The 15431-nt window shown below is 69.1% G+C and carries 11 protein-coding genes; 7 read left to right on the forward strand and 4 right to left on the reverse strand.

What is annotated here, in order from left to right; translation table 11 throughout:
* Positions 1–219: 219 nt before the first annotated feature.
* From ACTOQ2_RS11960 to ACTOQ2_RS11990, 7 genes are all read left to right on the forward strand, one after another.
* On the forward strand, positions 220–1065 hold the full coding sequence (locus ACTOQ2_RS11960; RefSeq protein ID WP_440099702.1) for a helix-turn-helix domain-containing protein: 846 nt from the start codon (positions 220–222) through the stop codon (positions 1063–1065).
* A 16-nt stretch (positions 1066–1081) separates the two neighbouring features.
* Positions 1082–1297 (forward strand): DUF397 domain-containing protein, encoded by a 216-nt coding sequence (locus ACTOQ2_RS11965; protein ID WP_440099703.1) that lies wholly within the window; start codon positions 1082–1084, stop codon positions 1295–1297.
* A 53-nt stretch (positions 1298–1350) separates the two neighbouring features.
* The gene (locus ACTOQ2_RS11970; RefSeq protein WP_440099704.1) at positions 1351–1572 is read left to right on the forward strand and encodes a DUF397 domain-containing protein; all 222 of its coding nucleotides are present in this window, start codon (positions 1351–1353) and stop codon (positions 1570–1572) included.
* Between the two features lie 364 nt (positions 1573–1936).
* Positions 1937–2425 (forward strand): Panacea domain-containing protein, encoded by a 489-nt coding sequence (locus ACTOQ2_RS11975; RefSeq protein ID WP_440099705.1) that lies wholly within the window; start codon positions 1937–1939, stop codon positions 2423–2425.
* 355 nt (positions 2426–2780) lie between these two features.
* The gene (locus tag ACTOQ2_RS11980) at positions 2781–4010 is read left to right on the forward strand and encodes a Fic family protein (RefSeq protein ID WP_440099706.1); all 1230 of its coding nucleotides are present in this window, start codon (positions 2781–2783) and stop codon (positions 4008–4010) included.
* 278 nt (positions 4011–4288) lie between these two features.
* Positions 4289–7096, forward strand: coding sequence for a bifunctional glycosyltransferase/CDP-glycerol:glycerophosphate glycerophosphotransferase (locus ACTOQ2_RS11985; protein ID WP_440099707.1), 2808 nt, complete (start codon positions 4289–4291; stop codon positions 7094–7096).
* Complete coding sequence (locus ACTOQ2_RS11990) at positions 7093–8268, forward strand: glycosyltransferase (RefSeq protein WP_440099708.1); 1176 nt, start codon at positions 7093–7095, stop codon at positions 8266–8268. Before ACTOQ2_RS11985 ends, ACTOQ2_RS11990 begins: the two co-directional genes overlap by 4 nt.
* Positions 8269–8401: 133 nt before the next feature.
* On the opposite strand, the gene ACTOQ2_RS11995 is transcribed toward ACTOQ2_RS11990, so the two are convergent.
* From ACTOQ2_RS11995 to ACTOQ2_RS12010, 4 genes are all read right to left on the reverse strand, one after another.
* Positions 8402–9445, reverse strand: coding sequence for a sulfotransferase family protein (locus tag ACTOQ2_RS11995; protein WP_440099709.1), 1044 nt, complete (start codon positions 9443–9445; stop codon positions 8402–8404).
* Between the two features lies 1 nt (position 9446).
* On the reverse strand, positions 9447–10457 hold the full coding sequence (locus tag ACTOQ2_RS12000) for a sulfotransferase family protein (protein WP_440099710.1): 1011 nt from the start codon (positions 10455–10457) through the stop codon (positions 9447–9449).
* Between the two features lie 25 nt (positions 10458–10482).
* Positions 10483–11472, reverse strand: a complete 990-nt coding sequence (locus ACTOQ2_RS12005; RefSeq protein WP_440099711.1) for a CDP-alcohol phosphatidyltransferase family protein — start codon at positions 11470–11472, stop codon at positions 10483–10485.
* A gap of 166 nt (positions 11473–11638) precedes the next feature.
* The gene (locus tag ACTOQ2_RS12010) at positions 11639–15151 is read right to left on the reverse strand and encodes a bifunctional glycosyltransferase/CDP-glycerol:glycerophosphate glycerophosphotransferase (protein WP_440099712.1); all 3513 of its coding nucleotides are present in this window, start codon (positions 15149–15151) and stop codon (positions 11639–11641) included.
* Positions 15152–15431: the final 280 nt, after the last annotated feature.

Genomic DNA, 15431 nt, shown 5'->3' on the forward strand with positions numbered 1-15431 from the left:
CGTTCAGGGTGCGGTGGGGCTGCGGGCGGGTCAGCGCACCATCGACCAGGCGGGCGAGGTTCGCCAGGTCATGGAGCAGTCGATGACGCTCAGACTCCTCCCAAGCCCTGATCGCCACTCTGATGTCTCCGGAGCCACCGGTCGTGACGATGACGTCCTGGCCGTTGACCGTTGCTTGTGAGTGTGCTGTGGTGAGCGCGCTCTCAGGCAGCTTCCGGCTTGCGCCGGAGCGTTCCCCGTTTCCGGGGTTCCCGTTTCGCCGGTGCGCGCCCGGCACGGGTGCCGGGTCCTACCGCTCTGTCCCGTGAGCAAGTGGCAGAGGCTACTGAGATCAACCGCGCCACCCTGTACCGAATCGAGATGGCGCAGGCAAAACCACAGGTAAGAACGCTACGGGCGTTGCTCGACGCGTACGGCGTGCCGGAACGATACCGGGACGACCTGATCGGAATCCTCACACTGGCGGGAGAGGAAAGTTGGCTACAGGCCCCCTCAGAATCCCTGTCCGATCAGTACGCCACCTACATAGGGTTCGAGCAGGAGGCCAGAGCGATTCTGGACTACCAGTCCTCGTTTGTTCCCGGGCTGCTGCAGACCGCAGCGTATGCCCGCGCAGCGATTCCCGGAGGCGCACTCGAACTGTCGGCGGAGGAGATTGAAACCCGGGTGGCGGCCCGCATGGCTCGCCAGGCCAAACGAGATTCATCGCCGACCATCGAGGCAATCATCGATGAGGCGGCGTTGCGCCGTCGTGTCGGTGGTCCCGAGATCATGCGCGAGCAACTGCGACGCCTGCTTGATGAGAGCGAGCAGCTCCACGTGACGTTGCAGGTGATCCCTTTCGAAGCCGGTGTACACCCAGGAATGCAGGGGTCATTCGTCATCCTCCAGTTCGCCGAGGACGTTCACGATGTTGTCTACATCGAGGCGAGCGTAAGAGACTTGTTCCTGGAGAGCGAGAGTGACGTGACGCGATACAACCGAGTCTTCGAGAAGCTCCGGGCCATAGCGAGTAGCCCAGACGAGAGCCGCGATCTCATAGCACGCGTGCTCGCGGACACATAACGGAAGGAAGCATGGGGTGGGCGAGGAGTCCGGTATTTCCCGCGCCGAATGGCATACCAGTAGCCTCAGCGGCTCAAGCGGCCAGTGTGTACAGGTTGCTTTTCTTGATGAGGATGTCGCTGTACGTGACAGCAAGGATCCAAATGGGCCAATATTGTTCTTCACCTCTGACGAATGGCAGACTTTTACCGGAAGTATTCGCCGGGGAAAATTTGAAATTCCTGCAAGCTGAACCAGTGGTCGCCTCAAGGACCCACTGACCAGATCAGCCGAGGAAGTGTGAGCGTGACCGACAGCACCCCCGTGAGCGTCGAGACCGAACTATCGACGGCTGTCTGGCGCAAGTCCAGCCGCAGCAATGCCGATTCCAACTGTGTAGAGATCACCCGCCTGAATAACAACCGGGTTGGCGTGCGCGACAGCAAGAACCCCAACGGCCCCGCCCTTGTGTTCGGGGCCGCCGCGTTCGCCGCTTTCCTGGAAGCCGTGAAGGCCGAAGCGCTCTGAGCAACGCCTTCGGCGAAGGTGCCCCCTGAACGATCGAAGTCCTCGAACCGGTCGCGAATGCGGTCGTAGTCGCCAGGAGAGAGAACACCGAGAACCGTTACCCGGCCCGGGTCCGGCTCGCTCTCTCCGCTGGTGGGGACGGGAGGAGGAGGCGATCATACGGGGTGGCGCGGCGTTTACAGGTGACGGGGATTGACCGGACCTCGGGCGGGGAACTGTCACACCCATCAGCCATGATGGAACACATGTTCGGGATCGAAGAATGACCAAAAACTCTGACCCCACCGGGCACGAACCGCATCCTGACCCCATGCCCCTCTCAGCCCACGCCATCGCCGCCGCCCTCCGCCAGCGGTAACCCGGCATGGGCGAAAAGCTCCACAAGCTGCTCTACTACGCGCAAGGACACCACCTTGCCGCCTTCGGCCGGCCTCTGTTCAGAGAATCGATCTCCGCATGGGACATGGGGCCGGTCGTCGGACAGGTCTGGGGAGACGAGAAGTACGGTGCCCTCATCGAGGAGCCTCCCGAGCTGACGGAAGCCGAGTTGAACACCATCGGCTACGTCCTCAGCAGGTACGGCGGTTTGACCGCGACGGACCTGGAGAACCTCACCCACTCCGAAGGCCCTTGGCAGCGCGCCGACCGTGATCGGCCCCCGGGAGGGAAAGCCCGGATGGAGCTGGAGTCGTTGCGAGAGTTCTTCTCCAACCAGGTTGACGACGAAGACGAGCCGCAGCCCGATCGCGCCCAGTTCGCCCGCATGATTGAGGGCATCGAACAGCGGCGAGCCGAACCGGCCAGCCCGGACAGCCCGGAGGACATCCGCGCGTGGCTGGCGGCCCGCGCCTGACTCCACCCCTGCAAGCTGGTCAACGTACGCAACGCTCTGGATATCTGGGAGCTGAACGAGCCCGTGTCCGCAGCCCGCAAGGAGGTCCGGTTCGACATGTTCTCCACGCTGAGCCTGCCGGGCTGACCGGCCGGCCGAGAACCCAACTCCTCCGCTCGCCTGGTGGAGCCGCGCCGCGAGACTGATCACGAGGGGTGTCAATGCACGAGGTCGTCGTGGCTCGGCTCTGCGCCGAACTGTGCGTGAAGGCGGGATTCGCAGCGAGGCCGAAGACTCGTGCGGCGGAGTTCACACCCAGCGGCCATATGAACGGTTAGCATTTAAGTGTTCATATGGATGGGAGGTATTAACACTTGTGGCTGAATACATCGCTGCGTCGTGGCCCGGGATACCGAACGGCGCCATACGTGCGGAACGCCGGCCGTGTGACTACAGGGCCTACGTTCCAGACCTGCTGGTCGGCCGCCCCCTGCAGCTGAACGGACAGCGCTCGGCGGATATCGGTGACGTGGAACGTCAACTCGTGGCGCTGAACGCGTCCGACCAGCCCTTGGTCGGCCTCGAAGCCCTGGCCAGGCTCCTGCTGCGAGCCGAGGCGGTGGCGAGTTCCTTCATCGAAGGCCTGCGGATCAACGTGCGGCGTCTGGCCAAGGCCGACATTGCGGCACGTACAGGTTTGGAGGCACATGATGACACCGCGCGCGCGGTCCTCGGAAACGTCCGGGCGATGGAAGCGGCCCTGAAACTGGCGGACGCCCCGACCGTATGCGTCGATGACGTGCTGGAACTTCACCGCAAGCTGCTCGAAGGGACCCGAGACTCTCACTTCGGCGGCCTGGTCAGAACGGAGCAGAACTGGGTCGGCGGGACCGGTATGTCGCCATGCGGCGCCGACTTCGTGCCCCCGCCGCCCGACAGAGTCCCCGAACTCCTGGAAGACCTGTGTGCCTACATCTCAGGCGATGACCATCCCACCCTGGTTCAAGCCGCCGTCGCCCATGCCCAGTTCGAAACCATCCATCCTTTCGTCGACGGCAACGGCCGTACCGGAAGGGCGCTCATCCACCTGATTCTCCGTCGCCGAGGTCTTGCCGCCCGATTTGTCCCGCCGATCAGCCTGATCCTGGCATCACACGCCAACGCCTATATCGCGGCACTCACCGCCTATCGATATGAGGGAACCGCGAGTTCGCCCGCGGCACAGGAGGCGATCGGCACGTGCATCGACCGTTTCACCGCGGACACCGCCCGTGCCATCGCCGACACGGCTCGGTTCGGCATGGAACTCGACGCCCTCGAAGCGGAATGGCGCGGGAAACTGGGAAAGGTTCGCGCGGCATCCTCCGTCGACCTGCTCCTTCGGATGCTTCCCTCGGCGCCCGTGCTCACCGTGACCACCGCCGCCGAGCTCATCGGCAGATCCGTCCAACGGGCCAACGACGCCATCAACCAGCTCGTGGCGGCGGGCGTGCTCAAGCAGACCACCATCGGCAGACGCAACCGCGCGTTCGAGGCCCCCGACCTCATCAAAGCCCTCACCGGGTTCGAGCGAGCGCTCGCCAGCCCTCTCGGCGACACTCGGTAGGCACCCCCCGCCCGCCCGGTTCCGTACAGAGATCAAGGGTCATAGCACCTCTGGACCGATAGAGGCTCTGGGAGCCGTGAGGTCGTACAGAGTCATCAGGTCAGGTGTATCGGGCGCGGGCCGGCCGGTGGTGTCGGCGATCGGCTGGTGAAGCGGAGACGGCCGGTGAAACGTGTCGGTGACCGTTTCACGTCAACAGCTTCACACAACCCCAAAAACAGTGTCATCAGTGAACAAGTAGGACAACTGACTACTTTTTCTCGGGAATACCTCGGATCGTGATCAATATCCCGGAATGCAGCGTTGTGGTCATCACCTACAACGATGCCGCACGGCTGGCCAGGGCCGTGCGGTCCGTGCTCCGGCAGTCCCTGCGCAACATCGAGGTGATCATCGCGGACGACGCGAGCACCGACGGCACAGGGAAGGTGGCCAGGGAGTTGCAGCGCAGGGACGCGAGGGTCCGCTACCTGCGCGGGGAGGTCAACAGCGGCGGCTGCGGGGTGCCGCGCAACAGGGGGGTGGCGGCGGCGCGGGCGCCGTACGTGATGTTCCTGGACAGCGACGACGAGCTGACGAGACACGCCTGCAAGAGCATGCTGCTGGAGATCGAGCGGACCGGCGCGGACTTCGTCACCGGGCAGATCGCGCGGCTGTACGAGCAGACCGGGAAGACCGCGCGCTACTACCCCGCCCTGTTCACCAGGCGCAGGACGGTGGAGGGCATCGCCAGGGAGCCGGAGATGTTCCTCGACTCCTTCAGCACCAACAAGCTCTACCGGGCCGAGCTGCTGCGGCGGGTACCGTTCCGCGAGGACATGCACTACGAGGACCACGTCTTCAGCACCGCCCTGTACTGCGCGGCGCGGCGGTTCGCCGTGGTCCCCTGGGTGGTCTACCTCTGGCACCGGGCCTCGGCGGAGAGCGACGAGCGGCTGTCGATCTCGCTGTGCCTGACGGACATGGCCAACGTCCGCTCCAGGATCAGGGCGGCCCGCCTCAGCGACGACATCCTGCGGGACAGCGGCCTCGGCGACCTGGTGCACGAGCGGCAGCGCCGCTTCGTCCGCCAGGACCTGCGGGTCTACCTCAACCCGCTGCCCTCGCGCGACCCGGCGTGGATCGAGGAGTTCGTCTCGGTGATCCACCCCTACCTCGCGGAGCTCGACCCGGTGGTGTTCGAGACGGTCGACCCGCTCCTGCGGGTCTGCTGCAGCTTCATCCTCGACGGCAGGCCCGACGAGCTCCTGGTGGCCGCCCGGTCGCTGAACGGGCCGAAGGCCCCGCCGCGCGTCGCCGTACGGGAGGGCGGGCGCACCTACTGGGGCGCCGTTGCCGACGAGAGACGGGAGATCACCTCGCTCCGGATGGCCGAGCTCCCCTACAGCGCCTCCCGGCTGCGCCACGAGGCGGTCGTCACCGGGAAGGGCTCGCTGATCAGGCTGGCCATCACGACGTACGACCCGTTCGGGGTGCTCGCCGCCACGCCCGGCTGGACCGCGTTCCTGCGGTTCAGGAACCATCGGGTACGGCTGGAACCGCGCGCGCCGGACGGCGACGGCGGCGACGGCGGTTATCTGAGCGAGGCGACGATCGACCTCGCCGCGATCCGCCACGGCCGCCTGGGCTTCGAGGGCCGCTACGACCCGGTGGTCGAGATCGTCAACCCCGACGGGCGGGTCACCTCCGACCGGCTGCTCGTCGACCCGCGCACCGCGCCGTTCGGCACGACCATCCTGTGGCACGAGGTCGTCGTCAAGGCGGAGGGGAGCGCCGCGTTCCTGCGGGTGCTCTGGCGCCGCCAGGGGCTGCTGCGGCAGCTGCCCCGGCTCAAGCGGGCCGCCACCCGTCTGCTGCGGCAGGTGGGCGGGCCGGAGGTGAAGCTCCGCGTCTACAAGGGGCTGATCTCCGTGATGCCGCCGCGCGGGGACTTGGCCCTGTTCGAGTCCGACGTCGGCACCGGGTACACCGGGAACCCGCGCTACATCTACGAGGAGCTCAGGCGACGGAACACGCCGCTGAAGGTGGTGTGGTCGGCCGCCGGGACGCGCGGGAACTTTCCCCCCGGCGTCAGGCTGGTACGGCGGATGAGCTGGCGCCACGTCTGGACCATGGCCAGGGCCGGCTACTGGGTCGACAGCCACGGCATGCCGCTGGCCTATCCGAAACCGCCCGGCACCCGCTACCTGCAGACCTGGCACGGCCAGGGCATCAAGTCGGTCGGCTTCGACGCGCCCGACCTGCGCGCCGACTTCGACGGTCCGAGGGCGACCTGGCGGGCCGCGGTGGACCGCTGGGACGCGCTGGTCTCGCCCAGCGCCGAGTTCGAGCGGGTCTTCGTCCCCTCCAACGGCTACCGGGGGCGGCTGCTGCGGCACGGCTCGCCCCGCTGCGACGTGCTCGTGCACGGCGACCGGGAGGCGGTCAGGCGGGCGAGGGAGGCGCTGGAGATCCCGCACTGGTCCAGGGTGCTGCTGTACGCCCCCACCTACCGCGACCGGGCCAAGGGGTCCGGGCAGTCGGTCAGGGCCGACCTGGCCGCGATGGCCGAGGCCCTGGCGGGCGACTGGACGGTGGTCCTGCGGACCCACCCGGTCGAGCGGTTCGAGGTGCCCGAGCACCTGCGCCACTTCGTCCGGCAGGCGGGGCCCTACCCCGAGGTCAACGACCTGATGCTGCTCTCGGACGCGCTGCTGACCGACTACTCGTCGCTGATGTGCGACTACGCGGTCACCGGACGGCCGATGCTGTTCCTGATCGACGACTGGGACGAGTACCGCAGGGTGGAACGCGGGGTCTACCACGACCTGCCCGCGATCGCCCCCGGCCCCTGCCTGACCACGACCGAGGAGCTGATCGAGGCGCTGCGCGACCTCGAGGGGCTGACGGCGTCGTTCGCCTCCAGGTACATCGCGTTCCGCAGGACGTGGTGCGCCGACGAGAAGGGCCACGCCGCGGCGAAGGTGGTGGACGCCTTCTTCGAACCCTCCCACGTCCAGACCCCCCGCCCCGCCGGCGTGCGGGAACGCGCCCCGGCCGGGGCGCGGCAGCTGAGCCGCCTGCCGCTGCTGGGACGGCCGCGGTGAGCGGCGGGCACACCGGGGCGGTGGTGTTCGCGTGCATGGACGCCGACACCCTCGGCGGCGTCCAGCGGGTCACCCACACCATGGCGCAGGGCCTGGCCGAGCGGGGCCGCGAGGTGCACGTGGTCGGGCTGCACCGGGCGGAGAAGCCGTTCCGTTACGTGGAAAGGCCGCGTTACACCAGCCATGTGATCCACCGCACTCCGGTGGGAAGGCTCTCGCGGCTGGGCAGGCGCCGCGAGCGGCGGGCGCTCGGCAGGCTGCTGCGGGAGGTGGGGCCGGGGTTCGCGGTGCTCGCCTCGCCCAGCGTGGTCGCCCGGATCGGGGGCCTGCTGCCCGAGGGACTGCTGCCGATCGGGCAGTACCACGGCTCGTACGAGCACGCGCGGGGATCCTGGCATCTCGGCTCGGTCCGCGGCCACTACGCCACCCTGGAGAAGGCTGTGTTCCTCAGCGAGGAGGACGCGTGGCTGTTCTCCGAGCACGCCCTGCTGCCCAACACCTGGTCCATCCCGAACCCGCTGCCCGCCTGGCCGTCACGGACCGCGGACCTGACCGCCCGCCGGGTGCTCGGGGTCGGCAGGCTGGAGGGCGTGAAGCGGTTCGACCGGCTGATCTCGGCCTTCGCGGAGGCGTGCGGCCGGCCGGGTCCCGGAGGCCCCGGAGGTGTCGGCGGTGCCGGCGGTGACCCGGAGCTCGTGGAGGCCCGTCGCGCGGCGAGCGAGGACTGGGAGCTGCACCTGATCGGCGAGGGGGCCGAGCGGGGGCGGCTCCTGTCGCACGCGGCGGCGTGCGAGGTGAGCGACCGGGTGGTGTTCCGCGGCGCGGTGCCCGCGGCCCTGATGGGGGAGGAGTACCTGGGCGGGTCGGTGCTGGCGCTGTCCAGCGAGCACGAGGGGCTGCCCCTGGTGGTCGGCGAGGCGGCGTCCTACGGGGTGCCCTCGGTGGCGTTCGACGTGTCGGGCGGGCTCAGGTCACTCGTCCTGGACGGGCGGACCGGGGTGCTGGTGCCCCCGGCCGACGTGACCGCGCTCGCCGCCGCGCTGGCCGGGCTGATGGCCTCGGCCGAGGAGCGGCGGCGGCTGGGAGCCGCCGCCCGCGCGCACGTCGAGGCGTTCCGCCCAGACCGCGTCCTGGACCGGTGGGAGGCATTGTTCGAGCAGGTCACCCGCTGAGCGGCACGGGCTCGTGCTCAGCGGGTCACCCGCCGGTCCTCACCGGCTCGCCGCGGGCCGGCTGGGCCGGTCACCCGCCGATCCCCGGCGGCTCTCCGCGAGCAGATCGGACCGGTCCGGCCGGTCGGACCGGTCACCCGCTGACCGCGACGGGCTCGTTGCGCGGCAGCGGCACTCCCGCCAGCACGATCTGTGCGGAGGTGAGCCGTGCCCCCAGCGGGTTCGGCTCGCGGAGCCGGATCAGCCGGTCGAACGTGACCCGCTTGACGCGGGCCAGCTTCCGCTTGGCCGCGGTCCGCTCGTAGGAGACCATCCGCGAGGTCTCGACCTTCGGCGCGCCGGTGAGCTCGTACCCGTACGTCTCCAGCCGGTTCCCGAGCACGCTCTCGCACAGCGAGACCTCGCCGGGGTCGAGCCGGTCGCGCCACGAGCCGGTCCGCACGGTGGTCACCTCGCCGAAGGTGCGCGCGTGCCAGGTCTTGCGCGCGGGTACGGCGATGTCGGCCACCGCGCCCGGATCGCACATGGCGGGGTCGAAGTCCTCGCCGAGGAACTCGCACAGCCTGCGCAGGTGGGCCTCGGGCTCCGCGGTCAGGTCCTCGTAGCGCAGCTCGTGGTAACTGCCCTCGGGGAGCTTCGGCGCGCCGTGCCGGGCGAAGTCGATCGCCTCGGCCCAGGCGGACACCGCGCTGTAGACGCTCCCGTTGTACCAGGGCATCTCCTTCAGCGACGCCACGCAGTCGCGGCCGTCCCTGATCAGGTGCACGAACTGGGCGTCGGGGAACAGCCGCAGCAGCACGTCGGTGTACTGGAAGTACGAGGGCCGCTTGTCGCCCCAGCGCGGCTTGCCGTGCCGGGCCGCGTACGCGCGCAGCACGATGCCCAGCGCGGAGCCGAGCGTCGGCGGCCCGTCGACGATCTGCTCCAGCACGTCGTCGCGGTCCAGCTCCAGCTCGTGGAAGCGCGTCTGGCGCCGGTCGACCACCCATTCGCCCAGCTCTCGCCGGCGTTCGGCGGCGTTGAGGTCGCCGAACTGGAGCCGTCGCTGGTAGGTGGAGATCATGAACCGGGTCTCCGGCGGGATGGCGACGCGCGGGTGGGCGTGCAGCATCAGCTGCAGCATCGTCGTCCCCGAGCGGGGACAGCCCAGGATGAAGATCGGGCGATCGGACGTCATGTCAGACCTTCGCAAGCTCGCCGAGCTGCCGGCTGGTGAGCCTCGCGGCCACCGGGCTGGGCTCGCGGAACCGGTTGAGGCGGTCGCGGATCTCCTTGCGCCTGCGCGCCCAGCGCCGCTTGGACGCCGCCTTCTCGCACGCCTGAACGTGGGCCTTGCTCGCCTTGGGCGCGCCGCTCAGCTCGTAGCCGTTGGCGGTGAGCCGGTCGGCCAGCACGGTCTCGCACACCGAGATCTCCCAGGGCTCCAGCCTGGCCTTCCACGAGCCCGCCCGCGCGGTCGTGACGTCGCCGTGGGTGTTGCTGTGCCAGACCTTGTGCTGCGGGATCGCCACCCTGGCGACGTGGTACGGCTCGGTCATCGCCGGGTCGTAGTCCTCGCCGAGGAAGTCGCAGAGCTTGCTCAGCTCGGTCTCCGGGTAGGCCGTCAGGTCCTCGTAGCGCAGCTCGTAGTAGCTGTCGGCGGGGAGTTTCTTGGCGTGCCGGCGACCGTAGTCGATCGCCTCGCTCCAGTTGACCGCCGCGTGGAAGACGTCCTTGGTGTACCAGGGCATCTCCTTCAGCGACGCCACGCAGTCGCGGCCGTCCCTGATCAGATGCACGAACTGGGCGTCGGGGAACAATCGCGTCAGCAGGTCCACGTGGTGGTAGTAGCTGGGCCGCTTGTCACCCCAGCGGCTCTTGCCGTACTGCTCGGCGTAGGAGCGGAAGGTGATGCCCATCGCCGACCCCAGCGTGGGCGGCCCCGCGACGATGTCGTCGATCAGCCTGTCCCCGTCGAGCTTGAGCTCCTTGAACTTGGTGTCCTTGTCGCTCACGATCCACCGGCCGACCCTGCGCCGGTTGCGCTCCTCGCGCAGGTCCCCGAAGGAGAACCTGCGGTAGTAGCCGGGCACCACGAACCGTGTCTCCGGAGGCACCGCGATGCGCGGGTGCGAGTGCAGCATCAGCTGCAACATCGTCGTGCCGGAACGCGGACAACCGATCACGAAGATCGGACGGTCGGACTGCATGACAACGAACCCCCGTAAAGCTTGGTCAAACAGATACGCGTGGCGCCTTCTGCACGAGCGGCATGACGGGCACCACCCGGGCGAAGAGCCACATTCGATAGATCAGGACGACCTCGTTCAGCAGAAGCAGCACACCCGCCGCGACCGAGAGGGGCATCAGGGCGACCGGCCCGATCAGCGGGGCGACCACGAACACCGCGGCGTGGAACTCGATGCCGCTGATCAGGTGGGTCCGCACCCGGTGGCGGGCCAGCAGGCGCCCGAACCTGCGGGGCAGCTTCGGGCGCCTGCCTCCCCGGGGGCCCCGCCCGGCCCGTTTCCCGTCCCGGCCCTCGCCCGGGTTTTCGTCCCGGTTCTCGAACCCGGCGACGCGCAGCGGCTCGCGGGGAGTGATGACCTCGACGGGCCTGACGTGCCCGGCGTGCCCGGCATGTCCCGCGTGGACGGTGTGCCCGGCGGCCACCGGCGCCTCCCCGGGCCTGGGGTGTCCCACGGTCACCACGGACTCGACGGGCGCCAGGCGTCCGAGCCGGTTCTCCTTGACCACCTCGCGCACGCGCTTCATCTGCGGCGCGTTCACGTAGCGGAACAGGTCGAGCACGGCCACCCCGGCGCCGAGCAGGATGTAGGAGACGTCCCCCGTCGCCACGTACTGCCCGGACGCCAGCCCGGCGGCGCAGCACACCACCCTGATCCGGTCTCCCACGTAGTCGAGCCAGAGCCCGAACGCGGTCCCCGTCCCCTTGAGCCGGGCGATCTTCCCGTCCATGCAGTCGACCATGAAGCTCACGTAGAACAGCAGGGCCCCGGCGACCAGCCGTCCGGACGCGAAGCAGATCGCCGAGCACATCCCGAGGATCAGGGAGAAGCGGGTGAGCCCGTTGGGGGTGATGGACGTGTGGTTGGCGACGAGCAGGGTGAGCCTGCACGCCACCGGGTCGACCAGGAAAACGGTCCACCAGGAGTCTTTTCGTTTCCGGGTCGCGTGAACGTCGTCCAACGAATAGGCCCTCATGCGTTCCAGCATGGCCACGCCGCGTCTCCTCTCATCTACGCTCTGTAACTACTAGAAGATCTCCATGCCACTTCTTGACCGACCCGCGCCACAGAGATCGGGGGCTTTGAGGACGCGAAAGGCCGAGGAGGGCTTCCCCGGCCTTTCGCCCTCGCGGGGCGGGTGGTCACCGGAAGATCCGGTCCACCGCCCTGGCCGACGCGCCGCCGTCCTCCAGCGGGCAGAACCTGGCGGTGAAGGCGTCGTACGGCTTCCGGTACTTGGCGTGCACCTCGTCGGCGTCCCGTACGGCCGCCACGACCTCCTCGGTCGTGCGCAGCAGCGGCCCGGGGGCCTCGGCCTCGAAGTCGAAGTAGAAGCCGCGCACCTCGTCGCGGTAGCGCTCCAGGTCGTAGGTGTAGAACAGCATCGGCTTACCGGTCACCGCGAAGTCGAACATCGCCGACGAGTAGTCCGTGATCAGCATGTCCGCCACCAGGTACAGCTCCTGGATGTCCGGATACGCCGAGACGTCGAGGACGAAGTCCGTGCCGACCCTGGGCAGCCTGTCGGTGACGCTCGGATGCTTGCGGATCATGAGCACGTGGTCCCCGCCCAGCTCCTCGTCCATGTGCCGCAGGTCCAGCCGCAGGTCGAGCCGGTAGCGCCCCTTGCTGTAGAACTTGTCGTCGCGCCAGGTCGGGGCGTACAGGACGACCTTCCTGCCCTCGGGCAGGCCGAGCCGCTCCCGGATCTCCCGGGTCCGCGTGGCGGCTCCGGCGCGGCGCAGCAGGTCGTCGCGGGGAGAGCCGATCTCCAGGACCTCCCCCTCGAACCGCAGGGCGCTGTCCAGGACCGAGGTGCACCAGGGACTCGGCGAGATCAGGTGGCTCCACCTGGCGACGGCCCTGGCCAGCCGCTCGTGGTGGTCGGACCGGGTGAACGGCACCTTCTCGACGTCGAAGCCGATGCGCTTCAGCGGGGTGCCGCGCCAGGTCTGCAGCACCGTCTGGCCCTCCCTGCGCTCGAACCAGGAGGGCAGGTGGCTGTTGGTGACGATGTACCGGCAGCGGGCCAGGGCGTCGAAGAACTCCCGTCCGTACCGCCGGACCGGCGTCACCCCCTCGGGCAGCTCCACCTGCCCGTCCCTGACGATCCACATGAACTCCAGGTCGGCACCCCGCCGCACGAGCTCCTCGTAGATCGCCTTCGGGCTGTCGGAGAACTGCCTGCCGCCGTAGCTGTCGAAGAGGACGGCGGGCCGCAGCGGCTCCCGGCACCTCGCGGGGTAGAAGTCCTCGCGCAGCAGCCGCTGCTGCTTGGGCCTGCCCGAGGCGCGCAGGTCGTCGCTCACGGTGAAGACGGCCTCGTCCATCAGGTCGGTGTCGAAAGTGAAGGTGCGGGTGGCGGAGATGTGCTCCAGCGGCGCGGACAGCCGAAACTCCACGCGCATGTCGCCGGTGCCGGTACGGATCGCGAAGCCGTGCGTGCCCGCCGGCAGCGGCAGCCGGCCGCCGAGCGTGTCGCTCCCCTCGGGCGTCACCGTGGCGCTGCCGCCGTCGAGCGGGAAGAGCCGTTCGCTGAGCCGGTTGCGCGAGGTGACGACCAGCCACGCCGGGCCGTCGATCGGGCGCATCGGGGCCCCGGTCACCTTGAGGTGGCCCAGGTCGGTCCACTCCACCCGCTCGACGTAGAACGTCGGCCGCTGCTCGCGCAGCACGAGCCCGCCCGCCTGCGAACGGTCCAGCACCACGTCGCGGCCGCGGAGCCGGTAGAGGCCGCGCTCCACGTCGCGTCCGACGAGCAGCGGCCTGGCCTGACCCCGTCCCTGGTTTTCCGAGGGTTCTGAGGGTTCTGAGGGTTCCGGACGCTCCGGGTTTCCCGGAAGGACCTCGAAGTGCCATTCGGCGCCGGGGTTGAGCGCGCTCATCTCCAGGCCGGCCGGGTCGAGGCCCGGCCAGCGCTCGGACAGCACCTCGTCGAGGTCGATCACCGTCTCGAAGGCACCGTCCGTCACGGTCATCGGGTAGCACCGGTCGCGGCCGCCCTGCGGCCGGGTCAGCCGCAGCGCCGGCGCGGCGCCGAGGTCGTCGTCACACCGGCCGCTGATCCGCAGCCTGCCCTCGGCCACCCGGTGGCCGGTGACCCATCCGCCCGGCCGCTCCACCCGGAGCCTGAACTCCTCGGCGGGCGTCCACTCCGTCCACGCCACGGTCCCCGACTCGCGCTCGGTGAACTCCAGCCGCCGCGCGGCCGGACTCGGCTGGGACAGCCTGCCCCTGCGCAGGAGACCCCGGGACAGCACGCACAGGTCGATCCGCCAGGTCGATCCGGCCGGAAGCGCGGCCGGGTCGACGGCCAGACGGAACCCGCACCAGTCCTTGCGCCTGCGCGGGCCGGTGTCGACCAGCGACAGGCCGCGCCGGATCGTGACCGGGAGCCGGACCCTGCGGCCGTGGTTCCCGGGGCCCTCGGGGCTCCCGGGGCTCCCGGGGTCCTCGGACACCAGCCAGGCGAGGACGTGCTGCTGGATCCGCCTGCGGGGGCGCAGGTAGCGCAGCGAGACCCGGCCCTCGACGACCAGCTTGTCGTCCTTCCAGTCCAGGCTGTCCACCCGCTGCCGCAGGTCCAGTTCCTCGCGCATCCGCGTGATCGGCCGCTCGACCTGCACGGGGCTGTTGAGGTGGTACCCGCGCAGGCCGCCGCCGACGACGCGGGCGGTCGGCTTGACCGTCCTGTCCCACTCCAGCAACTGGAGGAGGTCGCCGATCCGGCGCTCCCGTACGAGAGCCCACTTCGCCCGGCGCTGCGCGGGGATGAGTGAGAGGACCTTCGGCCCCGCCTGGTCGAGGTAGGCGCACGCCAGATCGAGGAAACGGTCGCGGAACTCCTCCCCCGCCTGGTCCAGCACCTGCAGGAAGTTCGGCAGGTCGCTGTCGAGGACCATCCGGTCCCACGCCTTCAGGTGCTGGGCCCGCCCGGTGTCGATGAGGAAGCTCCGCACGGAGTTGACGGCGGCGAACCGGTCCTCGATCCCCTTGACGTGCCCCCGGTTCTGCGTGATCGAGACGCTCTCCCCCTCCCGCTCCCGCCACAGGTAGACCGGGGTGGACAGCACGTCCACCGCCCCGGCCATGAAGTGGGCGGGCAGGGAGACGGCGATGTCCTCCCACAGGACCCCCTCGGGAAAGCTCAGCCCCTGCTCGTCCCAGAAGGAGCGGCGCCACAGCTTGTTCGTGACCAGCCGGTCCTTGAGCAGGATCTCGTCGCCGGTCACGTGGGTCCGCCTGGCGGAGCCAGCGAAGATCATCTTGTGCATCGCCGACTGGCGCACCCCCTGCCCGCTGAAGCGCAGGACGTTGCCCGTGACGAAATCGGATCCGCTCTCCCGCAGGCTGCACACCATCGTCTCGACGGCCGTCAGCGGGAGCATGTCATCGCTGTCCAAGAAGGCGAGGAAATCACCGGTGGCGTGCCTTATGCCGGTGTTGCGCGCGGTGCCAAGTCCCCCGTTCTCCTGCCGGATCAACCTGAACCGGTCATCACGCTCGGCGAAGGCCTCGGCGATCTCCGCGCTGGAGTCGGGAGAACCGTCGTCCACCATGACGACCTCGATGTCACTCCAGGTCTGCGCGACCAACGACTCCAGACACGCCTCAAGGTACGGTTCCACGTCGTAGATGGGCACGATGATGCTCACTGGGGCCACGATCGGTCCTCCGGTAGTCGAAAGCTCACAGTCCGGTCCATCGGCGTGAACGCCGGACACGGCACGCAGGTGAAGATCCACTCATCGTGGAAGACGTCACGGGCGCGCGGCGGGAGGCCCAGCGGTCGCCGGAAAGCGGCGGAAGGGGCCCATGTGCCCGTCGACACAACCTGGCGGCCATGAGCGCGACGTAGACGTCACGTCAGCAGCATGGCTTCGCGACAGGCCGGGCGAACCCAAAACATGACCGCGATGGAGTGAGCTGACCGAG

This window comes from Streptosporangium sp. H16 (assembly GCF_051918855.1).
GTDB lineage: Bacteria > Actinomycetota > Actinomycetes > Streptosporangiales > Streptosporangiaceae > Streptosporangium.